Source organism: Pantoea sp. MHSD4, assembly GCF_021043305.1.
GTDB lineage: Bacteria > Pseudomonadota > Gammaproteobacteria > Enterobacterales > Enterobacteriaceae > Pantoea > Pantoea eucalypti.
Genome location: NZ_JAJNDH010000001.1, coordinates 396,805 through 413,620 on the forward strand (window position 1 = coordinate 396,805; position 16,816 = coordinate 413,620).

The window sequence follows — 16,816 nt, forward strand, 5'->3', positions numbered from 1 at the left end:
CGGTGATCTCCTTAGCGTTTACTGGCCGGCAGGCGTCCGGCTTTGTTTGTGTCGTACCACCAGTTTTCCAGCCCTGTACTGTAGGCGGGCTTGCGTGCAGGGTGAGAAAACTTATCCCAGTATGCCAGCCGCTGTTCAGCGTTGTACCACATTGGGATCATATAGGCATTCCACAGCAGCACCCGATCCAGCGCCTGTGCCAGCGGGCGAAGTTCAGCAGGATCGTCCTGATGCGCCACAATCTGTTTCACAAAGTGATCCACTATCGGATCTTTAACCCGCGCACTGTTCCACGACGAGTTGATGTAGTCGGAGTGCCAGAGGATCTGCAGGCTGGACGTCGGGATGGGCATCGCTGAATAGGCGGTGGCAATCATATCGTAGTCACCTTCCCGTTTGCGCCGCAGATACTGCGAGCTGTCGATCTGCCGCAGATTCAGCGTAATGCCAAGCCGCGAAAGATTGTGCTGCAGCGGGAGTGCCCAGTCGATGTCAGAACCGCTGCGTAACAGCAACTCTGCGGTGAACGGCTGACCGGTTTTATCATTGACCAGGCGGCGATTTTTAATCTGCCAGCCCGCCTGTTTTAACAGGTCAAATGCGGTTAACAGACTGGCGCGGTCATAGCCGCTGCCATCCGTTTTGTGTGGCTGATAGGGCTGGCTGAACAGCTCTGGCGGCAGTTGTGCGCGCCAGGGTTCAAGCAGCGCCCGTTGCTGTGCATCCGGCACACCACTGGCAGCATACTCCGTGTTCTGGAAATAGCTGCTGGCGCGATGCCAGGCTCCGTAGTAAAGCGCTTTGTTCATCCACTCGAAATCGAACATCAGTGAGATAGCCTGACGCACGCGTCGATCATGAAACAGCGGTTTTTCATTGTTAAATGCCAGCCAGCGGGTATCAATAGCAGCGTCATTGGGCGTGGTCTCTTTGACGATGCTGCCATCGTCGAAATGGCGGCCGCGATACTGGGTGGCCCATTTCTTCGCCGAAGTCTCTTCACGCCAGTCGAAAGCGCCAGCCTTAAAGGCCTCAAACGCCACATTGTCATCCAGATAGTAGTCATAGCGCATGCGATCAAAATTAAAACGTCCGCGGTTTACCGGCAGATCGGCGGCCCAGTAATCTTTTACCCGACTGAACTCAATAAACTGACCCAGTTTCCAGCGGGTGATGCGATAGGGTCCGCTCGACAACGGCGGTGCGCTTAACGGTTCATTAAACTTTTTATCGTGCCAGAATGACTCGGCGATCACCGGCAGCGTCAGTAATCCAAGCAGCAGGTCTTTATCCGGCTTCTGTGCTTCTATACGCACTTTGAGGTCGTTCAGCGCTTTTACGCTAACGCCACGGTAGGCGACGCGGAACTGGGGCACGCCCTCAGTCATGAATTTTTCAAAGGTGAACGCCACGTCGCGGGCGGTGATCGGTGTGCCATCCTGGAAGCGGGCGCGGGGATTCATCTGGATCTCGATCCACGAAAAATCGCTGGCATAGCGCGCCGACTCGGCAATCAGCGGATAATAGCTGCCGGGTTCATCGTCTGAACTGGTGTAAAGCCCGTCATAAAGCGTGCCGGTGTTAATGCCTGGATTGCCGCGTGAGGCATAGCGATTGAAGTTGTCATAGGTACCGATCACCGCCAGGGTGATGCTGCCTCCTTTGGGCGCGCTGGGGTTGGCATAGTCGTAATGGCTGAAACCGGGCGGATATTTTGCTTCACCAGCCTGGGTGAATGCATAGCTTTGCTGGACAGAGGCAGCCAGCAGCGGGGCGCTGAGCAGGCCACACAGCAGTATGAGTCCAAAGCGAAACAGCATGATTCCTCCAGTCAGATGTCCGGGGCGTTTCAGGCCAGGTCATGTCAGGCCTTATGACGACGGAAATAGTCTATCAGCGTTTCTGGCCGTAACGGACGGCTAAAGATATAACCCTGCAAATGCGTTACACCACGATTAATTAACCAGGTGGCCTGCTCACCGGTCTCAACGCCTTCGGCCACACTCTTTAAGTTGAGTTTCTTCGCCAGTTGCAACACGGAATCCAGAACCGGTGAGGTCAGGGTGTCTGTACCGATGCTCTGAACAAAACCGCGATCGATTTTGAGGTAATCAAAGTCATAACGTTCCAGATAGATTAACGCGCTATGCCCGGTACCAAAATCATCAATAGCAATATGAATCTGCTGCTGATGCAGCCAGTCAAACAGTTCTCCGACGTTTTCATCACGCACCATGGCTCGCTCAGTAATCTCAAACACATAGTTAAAGTGTCCCGCAGGCATGGTATCAAGCCAGTGCAGCACATCCTGACGGAAACCACTGTCAGCCAGATGCAGGGGCGAAATGTTGAGACTCAGGCTGGCATGACGGGGAATGGTATGACACAGCAGATGTGCATCACGGGAAACCAGCTGAAACAGATGCCGCGTCAGCGGAATAATCAGATTCTGTGATTCTGCAAAATGAATAAAGACATCGGGCGGAACCGGGCCTTTCGTCGGGTGAGTCCAGCGTAATAATGCTTCCATACCATAAGGCTGGCCATCATGAGACGTCACCAGCGGCTGATACTCAACGTGAAACTCGCCGCGTTTCATGGCCCGAATCAGCTCTCTGCCGGGACGCTGATACACCGACAACAGTAGCCACCATCCCCCTGTAAACAGCAGCGACAGCAACAGGCCACTTAGCAGGATAGTTTGATAGTCGCTGACTGACAGAGTGGAGCCGTACACGACAAACTGGAGCGGATATCCTGTCAGCGCCTGCTGGTGCAGGGGCGTCGGCAGGTTTTTATTCTCAATGAGGCCGGGCTGCCAGCTGGTTAAGGCGCTGCGCTGTGCCACGAGTGCCATGCCGGTGATTTCCGGTCGCCGGGACGCCAGCAGCTGATAAGGCGCGAGAGTGATATTGAGCGTCGCGAAAACGCCTGACTGCAGGCTGCCTGGATTTTTGATCCACAAGGCCAGCACCGGTTTATTCGGCTGCAACGGCGTGCCTGGCATCAGTTGCAGGTCGGTATCGCGAGAAATGTCACTGTGCGGCGCAATCACATTAAGTGGCAGACTAAAACTGCCGGTCGCTGACGAGCAAAAGGCTGTACCGTTATCAACCAGCAGAATGGCGCGAAGGTTTCCGGCAAAGGCGGCGCGTGAGGTCAGTTCACGATCTATGTTATGGCAGGCAGTGTGGGTAAACGGAAGCAGGGGAGTGAGAGTGCTGTTAATCAACGTGGAGAGCGTTTGCTGCAATGCCGTGCGACTGTTCTCCAGCAGTTGCTGATGCTGCCGTTCGCGCTTCTGCCAGGTCTGGTGAAAAGAGAGTACGGCGAACAAAAGAAAGAATAAGCCGCCAGCCATCGCGCTACTGCATGCGATACGGCGAGGAGTAGTGTCACGGCGCCGTAGTGCCCCCGACAATGGCATGAGGTGCTCCTGATAAATTATTATTATGTTATTGCGCACGACTGCTTCGGTTTAAGCGACCGAGAATATAACGAGAGAGTCTGAAATGTCTCGTTATTTATCTGAAATACAATGCTTTTATCTGATAAAAATCTGCCTGCCATCTTCAGGCACGAAAAAAAACGCTGCACAGGCAGCGTTTCTTGTTCTCTGGCGAGAGAAAATCGAAGGTGATAATCAGGTCGGGTTACGACTTAATACACGACGCCCTTCACGGTAACGCTTTTTCCAGTAGTCATCATTGAGACTGGAGATCATCACGCCACTGCTGGTAGATGCATGAACAAAGTTATCGTTACCCAGGTAAATGCCCACGTGGCGGCCCGTTGAACCGGCACGGAACATCACCAGATCGCCAGGGCGTAATTTACTGCGGGTGATCTCTTTGCCTGTGTCTTGTTGCTCAGAGGTAGAACGAGGTAATTCTAAGCCAAACTGATCGCGGAAGGTGCGTTGTACAAAGGCGGAACAATCGATCCCGCGTTTGGTATCGCCACCGAGGCGATAGCGCACACCTTTCCAGACGGCGTATTGTTCCATGATGCGCGACTTAACATCGACGTTACGCACCATTTCTTCAAACTCATCCTGAGACGCCTGAAGTAAAAAACCATTGTGGTTGTTAACTTCATGATTCTCGTTATTCGCGTTTTGACTGCTATGGGTACTGCTACAAGCTGAGAGGAGTGTGGCTAGCGCCAATGCGGGCACGATCCGCATTATATATCTCAGTATTGGTTGAGACTTGACCATTATTCGGGTTTTCCTTCGATTTCCTTACGACAAAATTGTCGCCAGCCAGATGACAAAACAGGGAGATTAATAAGCGAAACAGGCTAAGACAAATCCTTAATTACTAAAATGTGTTAATGGACACACTTTAACGGTAAAAAATCTGAATTTTCTGCCGCTGTAGTCTCACTGCGACTGAGGTTAACTGATTACAGACGCCGTGGCGAGTGCTTTTAATCAATTTCATATAGGTTTTTTTGATGAGAATCAAACTGTAACACACTGACTATTTTAGAGACAATTGTGGGGAAATAATGGTGAGAACAAGGGATGAAAGGGAGGTCAATTCGGGGCATAGCCTGCTGTTTCAGTGTTTTCTTAATTGACAGCCTGGTGTGAAGACCCGTTAACGCGTAAGCCGGGTCATAACCTTTTCTTTTCGTGAATTTAATTAGCAGCCTAATAGTGAGGAGCTGTTTTTTATAAGCGCGGGCGGTTATGAACCTGGCGGGTAAACCGACCGCGCTTAACATTTACATCACGGGCTTATATTTACCCGGTAATTTGCGATAAAACCAGTTAACCAATACGTCACTCGCTGGTGTTAATAGCCACCAGCTCAGTCCGACTAAAACGACCGACAGTGAACCGACGGCAATATCGGTAAACCAGTGCGCGCCCGCCATGACGCGCGGCAGTGAAAATATCACCACAATAGCGGCGGCAACGATAAAACGGCTGAAACCAAAATAACGCCAGATAAAGCAGGCGAAGATGATCAGCATCATACCGTGGTCCCCAGGGAAACTGTCTTTTGAGGCATCTTTAGCGGGAATACCGGTTAATTCACTGACGCGATAAACGTGATCAAAGAATCGCGTCGGACTCGAGTGTTTCACGGGCAATAAATGGCCCAGCTGATTAAGCACCACGGCGGTTAACAACATGGTGATACCAATGGCCAGCATCCGACGCCTGGCCTCTGGCGTTTCCTGCCGCCAGATCGACAGATAAAGCAGACCCATCGCCAGCAGGGATACCGCATCAAAACCACGAAAATTGGTGATAGCGACGATCAGCGCGAAGAGCGGATGAGTGCCCATCTGATTATTGAAGCCAAAGAAAACAGATTTATCGATGCCAAACCAGAAACCGTGTTCAGGCGGCAAATACCAGGAAAGAAACAGCACTATGCCCAGTGCATTGAGCAGCAGGATAGTAATAAGGCGGGTTACGCGCATAATTAAAACTCATTAAAAAAATAACCGCCGACAATACCTGTCTTAGCGTAAACGGCACTTCAACAATGCCGATTGTAGCTGATTCCAGTCGACCTGCTGAGAATGGATGATCTCAATACGGCTATCGGGCGGCAGTGAGGTGAATGTCTCACTTTGCAACTCTTTTGCCTGGCAGTTAATACGCATTGTGCCTTCTGGCGTGCGCATTACCCCTTTAATGCGATCGACCGCTGCCAGCCGGACCCACTCCAGCAGCGCATCGCGGCTAAACAGCGTGTCAGCATCAAACAGCCAGCCGCAGGCGCTATAGCCCTGGCCGTGGTTCAGCGCCCGACGCCATCGCGCCTCGCCATCCAGTCGTAATGCCGCCAGACCGCTGGTCGGGGGCGACGAATGATGGTGATGCGGCGCAGGGAGGTCGCGCGGCAGATAAGGGGCATCAAGCAGGGAAAGGGGGATTTGACCGAATTCGGTCTGTATCAGAGGACGAGCAGGCTGCATCTGCTGCTGCCAGTCAGCCAGGCGCTGACGGTCCTCTTCGCTCCAGCAGTCGCGCTTATTAGCAATAATAATGTCGGCGGCAGCGAGTTGATCGCGAAAGTTTTCATTGGCAACAATACGCGGCTCAGCCAGTTGACGAGCATCCAGCAGCGTCAGAGTGGCGTTCAGTTGCAGCCACGCCTGATACACCGGCGCACTTAACATCTGCAACACCTGACGCGGATGGCCCAGACCCGTTGGCTCAATCAGCAGTCGGTCGGGCTTGCTCTTCAGCAGCATATTCAGCCCAACCTGCATCGGCAGACCGTTAACGCAGCACAGGCAGCCGCCGGGAATCTCCTTCAGCGTGGCACCGCGATCGGCCAGCAGGGCACCGTCGATCCCAATCTCGCCAAATTCATTGACCAGCACCGCCCACTTTTCTCCTGCGGGCCGCGCTGCCAGCAGATGGCAGAGCAGCGTGGTTTTGCCGCTGCCCAAAAAACCGGTAATCAGATTAACGCGTGTCATGGGACGCCCCCGCCAGAAAATAACGCAATAGTGTAATACTATAACATTATCGCGATCAGCAGCAGGCTGGCGGTTTAGTCAGCGCGGCCCATGTAACGGCGTTCAGCGATATGGATGCGGATGCGGTCACCGTTGCTCAAATATTCCGGAACCTGAATAGAGAGGCCTGTGCTCATTCCGGCTGGTTTGGTACGGGCGCTGGCGGAAGCCCCTTTAATGCCTGGTGAAGTATCCACGATCTCCATATCCACAGTTTGTGGCAGTTCCAGCGCCAGTACCTGACCTTCCATCGTCAGCACGTGAATGCCAGGGATGCCGCCTTCAGGGATAAACAGCAGCTCTTCTTCGATCTGCTCCTGCTTAAAGGAGTAAGGAGTGTAATCCTCGTCATCCATGAAAATATATTCATCACCATCTATATAAGAGAAGGTGACGCTGCGACGGCTGAGCGAAATCGCATCAATAATCTCGTCGCCTTTGAACCGCTCTTCAACTTTTAAACCGGTGCGGACATCGGTAAAGCGCATTTTATACAGGGTGGCAGCACCGCGTGCGCTGGGGCTCTGGACATCAATGTCTTTAACCAGCAGCAGTTTACCGTTGTGCGTGACGGCCATCCCTTTTTTGATTTCATTGGCTTTTGGCATTGCTGTTCTCGCTATCTTGAGAGTGAAGTGCGCGCAACGTTACGCGTGCCGGTGAAAACTGGCAATATGGTGGTGGCGAAATTTTATGTCAGGCCGCGGCTTTCATGGCAATTTCTGCCCCGGACTGCTATTGTCGCCGCGACTTTCTCTGCCGGAGCACAGCATGCAATGCCGTAGCCAGTGCGGTGCCTGTTGTACAGCGCCCTCGATCTCTTCACCCATTCCTGGCATGCCTGACGGCAAGCCCGCGAACACGCCCTGCGTTCAGCTCGATGACTTACTGCGCTGCAAACTGTTTGGTTCGCCATTGCGTCCTGCCGTCTGCGCAGGCCTGCAGCCTGCATACAGCATGTGTGGCAACTCACGCCAGGAGGCGATGACATACTTACTTCAGCTCGAAGCCGATACTGCCCCCTGAAGCGCTGACGCTGCTGACATTTTCGGTCCACAGATCTCTGCATTACAGCAACCGCGTCAGCCTGTTCACTTTTTATTCCCCATAATCCCCCTGAAATGTGCGTAACGTCAAAAATCTGTTACGCCGTTTGCGCATTCTCTTGCCTCCGTAAAATTGCTGTACCACAATCCCTGAAACGTTTCAGCGGTGACTGCGCCACCTGTTTTCAACAGCATGGCGTAAAAAAATCCCCACTGGCTGAAACGATTCAATCTCAGCAAGCGAGGAGAATTATGTTCCAGCTCGAATTGCAGGCCATCCATACCGGAGCCAGCGCCCAGAATAAAGAAGAGGCCATTCGTCAGGTTGCTGCCGCGTTAACCGCTGCGGGTAATGTGACGGAAGGCTACGTCAATGGCATGCTGGCCCGCGAACAGCAAACCTCAACGTTCCTCGGCAACGGCATCGCAATTCCCCATGGCACCACCGATACCCGCGACATGGTCCTGAAAACCGGTGTTCAGGTGTTTCAGTTCCCGCAGGGCATTGCCTGGGGTGACGATCAGACTGCTTATGTCGCCATCGGGATTGCCGCTAAGTCGGATGAGCATCTGGCGCTGCTGCGTCAGCTGACCCATGTTCTGAGCGATGACACCATTGCTGAACAGCTTAAAACTGCCTCTGCTGAAGATCTCCGTGCGTTGCTGATGGGCGAAAAACAGGCCGCCGAGTTCAGCTTCGACACCTCATTAATTACGCTCAACGTCGCTGCCAGCGATCTGATCACTCTGCAGGCAATGAATGCTGGCCGGCTGCAGTCCGCGGGTGTGGTGGATGCGAGCTACGTCGCAGACGTGGTCTCGACGGCTCCGCTGAATCTGGGTCAGGGCATCTGGCTCAGCGACAGCAGCCTCGGCAACCTGCGCAGCGGTGTTGCCATCAGCCGCGCTGAACATGCATTCGACCATCAGGGCGAATCCGCGGCGATGTTAATCAGCGTTTCAGCGACCGATGAACGTCCACTGGAAGTGCTGGGTTACCTCAGCGCATTACTGCAGCAGAACAAAGCAGATCGCCTGCTTAAAGCGGATGCAGCAGGCGTTTACGCACTGCTGACCAGCGAAGTTGATGAGCAGGCTGAGGTGCTGACCGCAGAATTCACTATTCGCAACGAGCATGGTCTCCATGCCCGTCCAGGCACCGCGCTGGTTAGCGTAATCAAGCAGTTCAACAGCGACATCACTGTAACCAATCTCGACGGCAGCGGTAAACCTGCTAACGGCCGTAGCCTGATGAAAGTGGTTGCGCTGGGCGTGAAGAAAGGCCATCGCCTGCGCTTCACCGCCAGCGGTGACGATGCACAGCAGGCGCTGACCGCCATTGAAGAGGCGATCAACAGCGGTCTGGGCGAGGGGGCAGCATGAGCAGACGCGTCGCCACCATCACGCTGAATCCGGCGTATGACCTGGTGGGATATACCCCTGAAATTGAACGCGGCGAAGTCAACCTGGTGAAAACCACCGGGCTGCACGCGGCGGGCAAGGGCATCAACGTTGCTAAAGTCCTGAAAGACCTGGGTATCGATGTCACCGTGGGTGGATTCCTGGGTAAAGAGAATCAGGACGGCTTCCAGCAGCTGTTCAGCGAGCTGGGCATTGCCAACCGTTTCCAGGTGGTGCCGGGCCGTACCCGTATTAACGTTAAACTCACTGAACAGACCGGCGACGTTACCGATCTGAACTTCTCCGGTTTCCAGGTCACGGGTCAGGACTGGGATCGTTTTACGGCTGATTCTCTGACCTGGCTGGGCCAGTTCGACATGGTCTGCGTCAGCGGCAGCCTGCCAGAAGGCGTTGATCACGATGCCTTTACCCGCTGGATGACCGAACTGCGTACTCACTGCCCCTGCATTATCTTCGACAGCAGCCGCGAGGCGCTGGTGGCAGGACTGAAAGCCGCACCATGGCTGGTGAAACCTAACCGCCGTGAGCTGGAGATCTGGGCCGGTCGCAAACTGCCTGGTCTGCAGGATGTGATTGGCGCTGCGCACGAACTGCGCGAGCAGGGCATCGCCCATGTGGTGATTTCATTGGGCGCGGAAGGCGCACTGTGGGTCAACGCGTCAGGCGAATGGATTGCTAAACCGCCGGTGTGTGAAGTCGTCAGCACCGTGGGTGCCGGTGATTCGATGGTGGGCGGCCTGATTTATGGCCTGCTGATGCGTGAATCCAGCGAACACACGCTGCGTCTTGCGACTGCCGTGGCGGCGATGGCCGTCAGCCAGAGCAACGTTGGCGTTTCCGATCGTACGCAGTTGGCCGCAATGATGGCGCGTGTCGACTTACAACCCGTTAACTGACAGCAGGAGAGCGATAATGAAAACGCTGCTGATTAAAGACCCTACACTGGGACTGGCTTCCGCATATATGGCGCAACAACGTCTGGCTGCCGCCGCAGCTGCTGCGGGCCTGACCCTGACTGAGAACCCTGCCGACGCTGAACTGGCGATTGTGCTGGGTAAAAACGTGCCGGATGATGCGGCGCTGAATGGCAAAGCGGTCTGGCTGGGTGATATCCAGCTGGCGGTCCGCGAGCCGGAAACCTTCCTTAACCGCGCCAAAGCTGAAGCCAAAACCTGGCAGGCTCCTGCGGCTGTGGCAACACCTGCAGGTGCATCAGCTGCAGCACCGGCTCAGGCTGGCGCGCAGAAACGCGTTGTGGCCGTTACCGCCTGTCCGACCGGCGTGGCACACACCTTTATGGCTGCCGAAGCTATTCAGGCTGAAGCGACCCGTCGCGGCTGGTGGGTGAAAGTTGAAACTCGCGGTTCAGTGGGTGCGGGTAACGCCATCACCCCGGAAGAAGTTGCTGCCGCCGATCTGGTGATCGTCGCAGCTGACATCGAAGTGGATCTGGCGAAATTTGACGGGAAGCCGATGTACCGCACCTCAACCGGTCTGGCGCTGAAGAAAACCGCGCAGGAACTGGATAAAGCGGTTGCAGAAGCGAAGCCGTATAAAGCGGTGGCTGGTGGACAGAGCAATAGCAGTGAAGAAGAGAAAAAAGGCGGGGCAGGGGCTTATCGTCACCTGCTGACCGGTGTTTCTTACATGCTGCCGATGGTGGTCGCGGGTGGTCTGAGCATCGCCCTGTCGTTTGCTTTTGGTATCACAGCGTTTAAAGAACAGGGCACTCTGGCCGCTGCGCTGATGCAAATCGGTGGGGGCAGCGCTTTTGCTCTGATGGTACCAGTGCTGGCGGGCTTTATCGCCTTCTCCATCGCTGACCGTCCGGGTCTGACGCCAGGTCTGATTGGCGGTATGATCGCCACCAGCATCAATGCAGGCTTCTTAGGCGGTATTATCGCGGGCTTTATTGCCGGTTATGCAGCGAAGCTGATCAGCGGCAAAGTCAAACTGCCGCAGAGTATGGAAGCGCTGAAACCGATATTGATTATCCCGCTGTTCGCGAGTCTGATCACCGGCCTGCTGATGATCTACGTGGTGGGCAAACCGGTTGCGGGCATCATGAGTGGCCTGACACACTGGCTGGCTAACATGGGCACGGCGAATGCGGTCCTGCTGGGCGCAATCCTGGGCGGCATGATGTGTACCGATATGGGCGGTCCGGTGAACAAAGTGGCTTACGCATTTGGCGTCGGCTTACTGAGTTCGCAGACGTATGCACCGATGGCCGCCATCATGGCAGCCGGTATGGTGCCACCTCTGGCGATGGGTCTGGCTACGCTGGTTGCCCGTCGTAAATTCAACAAAGGTCAGCAGGAAGGTGGTAAAGCGGCACTGGTTCTGGGTCTCTGCTTTATCTCTGAAGGTGCGATTCCATTCGCAGCCCGTGACCCGATGCGTGTTCTGCCTTGCTGTATCGTGGGCGGCGCAATCACCGGCGCGATCTCCATGGCGATTGGCGCGAAACTGATGGCACCGCACGGTGGACTGTTTGTACTGCTGATCCCTGGCGCCATTACCCCGGTTGTCGGTTATCTGATGTCGATTGTCATCGGTACTGCGGTTGCGGGTCTGGGCTATGCGATACTGAAACGTCCGGAAGAGCAGCTGGCGAAAGCCTGATGTGCAGAAATGCATAATCTGCTGAAGTGATAATAACAGGGAGCCGGTGGCTCCCTGTTTGCTTTTACATCTTTCCGATCTGACCTTGTTCCCTGTGCAGGCTCAGTCTTACAGCAACCAGGCCTGACTTTGTCAAAAATCTCGGAGCCAGCTGGCTCTCTTTTTCTATCCCTGCTGTTCGGCTTTCAGCCAGGCAATCTCATCTTTCCAGATGTCGGGATTAATAGTCTCAAGAATTAACGGAATACCATCAAACCGCGGATCTTTCATCAGCCAGCTAAACGCCGTTTTGCCGATATTCCCTTCACCCAGGCTGTGATGGCGGTCAACGCGACTGTCGAAGGCGCTTTTGGCATCGTTAAGGTGCATACCGTGCAGATAATCAAAGCCGACAATGCGCTCAAACTCAGCAAAGGTTGCCTCGCAGTCCGCTTCGGTACGCAGGTCATACCCGCCAGCAAACGCATGACAGGTATCAATGCAGACGCCGACGCGCGACTTATCTTCGACATGTTCAATAATGGTGGCGAGGTGCTCGAAGCGGAATCCGAGGTTACTGCCCTGACCGGCGGTATTCTCAATGACGGCGGTCACATTCTGGCTCTGGTCGAGGGCGATGTTGATCGACTCCGCAATCCGCTTCAGGCAGGCCTCTTCTTCAATCTGATGCAGATGGCTGCCGGGATGGAAGTTCAGCAGCGTCAGGCCGAGCTGGTCACAACGTTTTAATTCATCAATAAAGGCCGCGCGGGATTTCTCCAGCGCCTCTTCAACCGGATGACCGAGGTTAATCAGAAAACTGTCGTGCGGCAGAATTTGCTGCGGACTGAATTTGTACGTCTCGCAGGCGGCGCGAAAAGCATCAATCACCTCAGTGGAGAGCGGGGCGGCCTTCCACTGACGCTGATTTTTAGTAAAGAGGGCAAAGGCGGTGGCTTCTATTTCATGGGCGCGAATCACTGCCTGATCCACACCACCTGCCGCACTCACGTGTGCGCCGATATATTTCATGCCTTTCTCCTGGGGCTATGCACGGATGAAACGGCATGATACCCGATGCTGTTAGCCCATGAAATGTTGCACCAGCAGATTGATGGTGCCGCCACCCGCGATTAACCAGCCAAATACCAGTGCGCCCAGCAGCAGCGGTTTAACGCCCGCCTCACGTAATGCGCTAAAACGGGTGGTTAATCCCAGAGCCGCCATCGCCATCGCCAGCAGCAGACCCGCCAGCTCGTTCAGCGTGGCCACTACCGTGGCAGGCAGCAGCTGCAGCGAGTTAAACAGCGCGACTGCGATAAACAGCAGGGCGAACCAGGGAAACGTCACCGGCTGACGCGCGTTGCTCGCTTTGCGTTTGCCGCGTAGCACTGCACTCAGGCAGAGCAGGAACGGGGCCAGCATCATCACCCGCAGCATTTTGGCAATCACCGCGCTGTTCTCGGCATCGGGGCTGATGCTGTGTCCGGCAGCCACGACCTGTGCCACTTCATGGATGGTCGAACCGGTAAATACCCCAAACTGCGATGCACTCAGGCCTGGAAAAAGATGGTGCGCCAGCGGCCACAGCATTGGATAGATAAAGATTGCCAGCGTGCCGAACAGCACCACGGTTGCAATAGCCACCGCCACTTTCGAGGAGGCGGCTTTTACCACTGGCTCGGTCGCCAGTACGGCCGCTGCCCCACAGATGCTGCTGCCCGCGCCAATCAGCCAGACGGTATCGCGATCCAGCTTCAGCAGCCGGATGCCCAGCAGGCAGGTAATAAAGAAGGTGCTGCTCAGCGTCAGCGCATCAATCAGGATGCCGCTAAAACCAACGTCGGCAATCTGTTGTAAAGTGATGCGAAATCCAAACAGGATGATCCCCAGCCGCAGCAGCTTCTGCTTAGCCAGTATCACGCCGCTGTCGCAGCGCGACGCCAGAGGCGTATAGACGCTATTGCCGACCAGGATGCCCAGCATGATTGCCAGGGTCAGTGAACCCAGCCCCGCTGCTGCCACCACCGGTTGCTGTGCGAGCCAGCTGGCAGCCGCGGCAATCGCGGCAGTCAGCAGCAGACCGGGGAACCAGAGCGTAACAGGATGATGGGGTTTAGCGATGCTCAGTTCGGTCATGGTGGTCACTCCTCATGGTTGAGTCATGATCATGACGGCGACTGGCTTAAAAGTGAAATTGATAATATATTTATAATTGACCAGAATAAACGATAAGGCCGCAATCATGATAGTTTCGCGTCTGCGCCGCTGGGCGACGCTGATCAAAAGAGATGCCCGGGTGCTGTGGTTTGCCTTTCGCGATCCGCGCACGCCCTGGTGGAACAAAGTGGCGATGCTGGGGCTGGTCGCGTATGGCGTCAGCCCGATCGATCTCATCCCGGATGTGATCCCGTTTGTTGGTCTGCTGGATGACGCGGTGATTATCCCGACGGGCGTCATGGTGCTGATGCGGTTGCTGCCGAAAGACGTGCGTATCAGCAGCATCGCGAAAGCGCAGTCTCAGCGTGCGCGCGGTAAAAAAATGGCAGGCTGGCTGGGCATCGCCGGGCTGCTCTGGCTGGCATTAATGATTTATCTTGTCAGGCATTCATTGAGTTAAGAGGCAACAATGCACATTACGCTGCGGCAAATCGAAGTGTTCACCGAAGTGCTCAAAAGCGGTTCAACGACGCAGGCTTCGCAGTTGCTGGCGCTGTCGCAGTCCGCAGTCAGCGCGGCGCTGGCCGATCTGGAGAGTCAACTTGGGGTGCAGCTGTTTGATCGGGTCGGCAAACGGCTGGTGCTAAATGAGCACGGGCGGCTGCTCTATCCGCGTGCGGTAGGACTGCTGGAGCAGGCAGGTGAAATTGAGCAATTGTTCAAAGAGGATAACGGCGCAATTCGCATCTTCGCCAGCAGCACCATCGGTAACTATCTGCTGCCGGGCATGATGGCCGCGTATCGCCGTGATTTTCCGGGGTTGCCGCTGGAGCTGAGCGTCGGAAACAGTCAGGATGTGATTCAGGCGGTTTCCGATTTTCGCGTAGACGTCGGGTTGATTGAAGGGCCGTGTCACATGACCGAGCTGGTCAGTGAACCCTGGCTGGAAGATGAACTGGTGGTGTTTGCCGCACCTGACGCCGCGATCCTGCAACAGCCGGTGACGCTGAAAACGCTGGCCGAAGCGCCCTGGATCCTGCGCGAGCGCGGCTCGGGCACCCGTGAAATCGTCGACTATCTGCTGTTGTCACACCTGCCAAGTTTTCAGCTGGGCATGGAGCTGGGCAACTCCGAAGCGATCAAGCATGCAGTGCGGCATGGCATGGGGATCAGCTGTCTTTCGCGCCGGGTGATTGCCGATCTGCTGGAGGCGGGCACGCTGACAGAACTCACGATTCCGTTGCCGCGTCTGACCCGAACGCTCTACCGCATTCATCATCGGCAGAAGCATATTTCAAAAGCGCTGACGCGCTTTTTGTCCTATTGCCGTGAGTGACCGCTAATAATTCGGGCGCGATCATGAACATAACTTATAACAGCATGGCATCAGCTATACAGAGGCGGTCTGGCTGCTACAATCGCGCCTCATTTTTACCCAGCGTAGCGTTAACACATGCATAATGACCCAAATACAACACAACAACCTGCATTACGACGTGCGTTAAAAGCCCGTCATCTGACGATGATCGCCATCGGCGGCTCAATCGGTACTGGCCTGTTTGTCGCCTCTGGCGCAACCATCGCACAGGCTGGCCCCGGTGGAGCACTTCTCTCCTATATGCTCATCGGCCTGATGGTCTACTTCCTGATGACCAGTCTCGGTGAGCTGGCCGCCTTTATGCCCGTATCGGGTTCTTTCGCCACCTACGGCGCGAAATATGTTGAAGAGGGCTTTGGCTTCGCCCTCGGCTGGAACTACTGGTACAACTGGGCGGTGACCATCGCGGTTGACCTGGTGGCGTCCCAGCTGGTGATGACCTACTGGTTCCCTGACACGCCAGGCTGGATCTGGAGCGCGTTGTTCCTGGGTCTGATATTTCTGCTTAACTACATCTCGGTGAAAGGCTTTGGCGAGGCGGAATACTGGTTCTCGCTGATTAAAGTGGCCACCGTGATTATCTTTATCATTGTTGGCGTGCTGATGATTACCGGCATTATGCGCGGTGCGGAGCATGCGGGCTGGCATAACTGGCAGGTTGGCGATGCGCCGTTTGCGGGTGGCTTTGCGGCAATGATTGGCGTGGCGATGATTGTGGGATTCTCCTTCCAGGGCACCGAGCTGATCGGTATCGCGGCGGGCGAATCTGAAGATCCGGCCAAAAATATCCCGCGCGCGGTGCGGCAGATTTTCTGGCGTATCCTGCTGTTCTATGTGTTCGCCATCCTGATTATCAGTCTGATCCTGCCGTACACCGATCCGCAGTTGCTGCATAACGACATAGACGATATCAGCGTCAGCCCGTTCACCCTGGTGTTCCAGAACGCCGGTCTGCTCTCTGCGGCAGCGGTGATGAATGCGGTGATCCTGACGGCGGTGCTGTCAGCCGGTAACTCCGGTATGTACGCCTCAACGCGTATGCTTTACAACCTGGCGAGTGAAGGCAAAGCGCCGCGCATTTTCGCGAAACTCTCTAAAGGCGGCGTTCCGCGCAATGCCTTATGGGCGACGACCGTTGTGGCCGGGCTGTGCTTCCTGACCTCTAAGTTTGGTAATCAGGAAGTCTATCTGTGGCTGCTGAATACCTCAGGCATGACCGGTTTTATCGCCTGGCTGGGTATTGCCATCAGTCACTATCGTTTCCGCCGCGGCTATGTCGCTCAGGGACATGACCTGAACGATCTGCCTTACCGTTCCGGCTTCTTCCCGCTGGGGCCGATCTTCGCCTTTGTGCTTTGCCTGATCATTACGCTGGGTCAGAACTATCAGGCATTCCTTAACGACAGCATTGACTGGTACAGCGTAGCGGCCACCTACATTGGCCTTCCGCTGTTCCTGATTATCTGGTTCGGCTACAGGCTGACGCGCGGCAGCCGTTTCGTGAAGTACAGCGAGATGGAGTTCCCGGTTCATAAAGATTAGAACTGTGCGCTGGCGCTGTTAAGTCAGGTACCTGACACAGCGCCCTGAGCATCTTCCCCATCTTTAACGTCAAGGCGCTATATCTGCCATTATCGTTCCCCTAACAACACCATTTTTTACTGCTTTTTCTCGCCTCGCTTATGCGAACGAATTGATAATTATTATCACCTGCACT

The 16,816-nt window shown here is 55.0% G+C and carries 15 protein-coding genes; 7 read left to right on the plus strand and 8 right to left on the minus strand.

Annotated elements, in window-relative coordinates:
- Nucleotides 1–11: 11 nt before the first annotated feature.
- The 6 genes from LQK91_RS01805 to yeiP all read right to left on the minus strand — a co-directional run bounded on the left by LQK91_RS01805 (nt 12) and on the right by yeiP (nt 7,097).
- On the minus strand, nt 12–1,820 hold the full coding sequence (locus LQK91_RS01805) for an extracellular solute-binding protein (RefSeq protein WP_105098967.1): 1,809 nt from the start codon (nt 1,818–1,820) through the stop codon (nt 12–14).
- Nucleotides 1,821–1,864: 44 nt separating this feature from the next.
- Nucleotides 1,865–3,427 carry a cyclic di-GMP phosphodiesterase gene (locus LQK91_RS01810; RefSeq protein ID WP_231001588.1) on the minus strand — a complete coding sequence of 521 codons (1,563 nt, stop codon included), beginning with the start codon at nt 3,425–3,427 and terminating at the stop codon, nt 1,865–1,867.
- A gap of 216 nt (nt 3,428–3,643) precedes the next feature.
- On the minus strand, nt 3,644–4,219 hold the full coding sequence (mepS, locus tag LQK91_RS01815) for a bifunctional murein DD-endopeptidase/murein LD-carboxypeptidase (protein ID WP_071591717.1): 576 nt from the start codon (nt 4,217–4,219) through the stop codon (nt 3,644–3,646).
- A 512-nt stretch (nt 4,220–4,731) separates the two neighbouring features.
- Nucleotides 4,732–5,439 carry a phosphatase PAP2 family protein gene (locus LQK91_RS01820; protein ID WP_003854148.1) on the minus strand — a complete coding sequence of 236 codons (708 nt, stop codon included), beginning with the start codon at nt 5,437–5,439 and terminating at the stop codon, nt 4,732–4,734.
- Nucleotides 5,440–5,481: 42 nt separating this feature from the next.
- Entirely contained in the window at nt 5,482–6,450 is a 969-nt protein-coding gene (locus LQK91_RS01825; protein ID WP_003854147.1) for a CobW family GTP-binding protein, read from the minus strand.
- A 74-nt stretch (nt 6,451–6,524) separates the two neighbouring features.
- Nucleotides 6,525–7,097: an elongation factor P-like protein YeiP gene (gene yeiP, locus LQK91_RS01830; RefSeq protein WP_003854146.1), complete on the minus strand. Its 573-nt coding sequence runs from the start codon at nt 7,095–7,097 to the stop codon at nt 6,525–6,527.
- Nucleotides 7,098–7,260: 163 nt separating this feature from the next.
- Between yeiP and LQK91_RS01835 the strand changes: the two genes are divergently transcribed.
- The 4 genes from LQK91_RS01835 to fruA all read left to right on the plus strand — a co-directional run bounded on the left by LQK91_RS01835 (nt 7,261) and on the right by fruA (nt 11,582).
- Nucleotides 7,261–7,515, plus strand: coding sequence for a YkgJ family cysteine cluster protein (locus LQK91_RS01835; RefSeq protein ID WP_003854141.1), 255 nt, complete (start codon nt 7,261–7,263; stop codon nt 7,513–7,515).
- Nucleotides 7,516–7,787: 272 nt separating this feature from the next.
- Complete coding sequence (gene fruB / locus LQK91_RS01840) at nt 7,788–8,918, plus strand: fused PTS fructose transporter subunit IIA/HPr protein (protein ID WP_105098969.1); 1,131 nt, start codon at nt 7,788–7,790, stop codon at nt 8,916–8,918.
- Nucleotides 8,915–9,853, plus strand: a complete 939-nt coding sequence (fruK, locus tag LQK91_RS01845) for a 1-phosphofructokinase (protein WP_003854138.1) — start codon at nt 8,915–8,917, stop codon at nt 9,851–9,853. The genes fruB and fruK overlap by 4 nt, the downstream gene beginning before the upstream one ends.
- Nucleotides 9,854–9,869: 16 nt before the next feature.
- Nucleotides 9,870–11,582, plus strand: coding sequence for a PTS fructose transporter subunit IIBC (gene fruA / locus LQK91_RS01850; RefSeq protein WP_003854137.1), 1,713 nt, complete (start codon nt 9,870–9,872; stop codon nt 11,580–11,582).
- A gap of 165 nt (nt 11,583–11,747) precedes the next feature.
- On the opposite strand, the gene nfo is transcribed toward fruA, so the two are convergent.
- Both nfo and LQK91_RS01860 read right to left on the minus strand, forming a co-directional pair.
- Complete coding sequence (nfo, locus tag LQK91_RS01855) at nt 11,748–12,593, minus strand: deoxyribonuclease IV (RefSeq protein WP_105098970.1); 846 nt, start codon at nt 12,591–12,593, stop codon at nt 11,748–11,750.
- Between the two features lie 51 nt (nt 12,594–12,644).
- Nucleotides 12,645–13,700 carry a YeiH family putative sulfate export transporter gene (locus LQK91_RS01860; RefSeq protein WP_003854135.1) on the minus strand — a complete coding sequence of 352 codons (1,056 nt, stop codon included), beginning with the start codon at nt 13,698–13,700 and terminating at the stop codon, nt 12,645–12,647.
- 106 nt (nt 13,701–13,806) lie between these two features.
- On the opposite strand from LQK91_RS01860, the gene LQK91_RS01865 reads away from it, so the two are divergent.
- The 3 genes from LQK91_RS01865 to LQK91_RS01875 all read left to right on the plus strand — a co-directional run bounded on the left by LQK91_RS01865 (nt 13,807) and on the right by LQK91_RS01875 (nt 16,641).
- Entirely contained in the window at nt 13,807–14,181 is a 375-nt protein-coding gene (locus tag LQK91_RS01865) for a YkvA family protein (protein ID WP_003854134.1), read from the plus strand.
- A 9-nt stretch (nt 14,182–14,190) separates the two neighbouring features.
- Nucleotides 14,191–15,057, plus strand: a complete 867-nt coding sequence (yieE, locus tag LQK91_RS01870) for a DNA-binding transcriptional regulator YeiE (protein WP_003854133.1) — start codon at nt 14,191–14,193, stop codon at nt 15,055–15,057.
- Nucleotides 15,058–15,174: 117 nt separating this feature from the next.
- Nucleotides 15,175–16,641, plus strand: coding sequence for an amino acid permease (locus tag LQK91_RS01875; protein ID WP_003854132.1), 1,467 nt, complete (start codon nt 15,175–15,177; stop codon nt 16,639–16,641).
- The last annotated feature ends 175 nt before the right edge of the window (nt 16,642–16,816 follow it).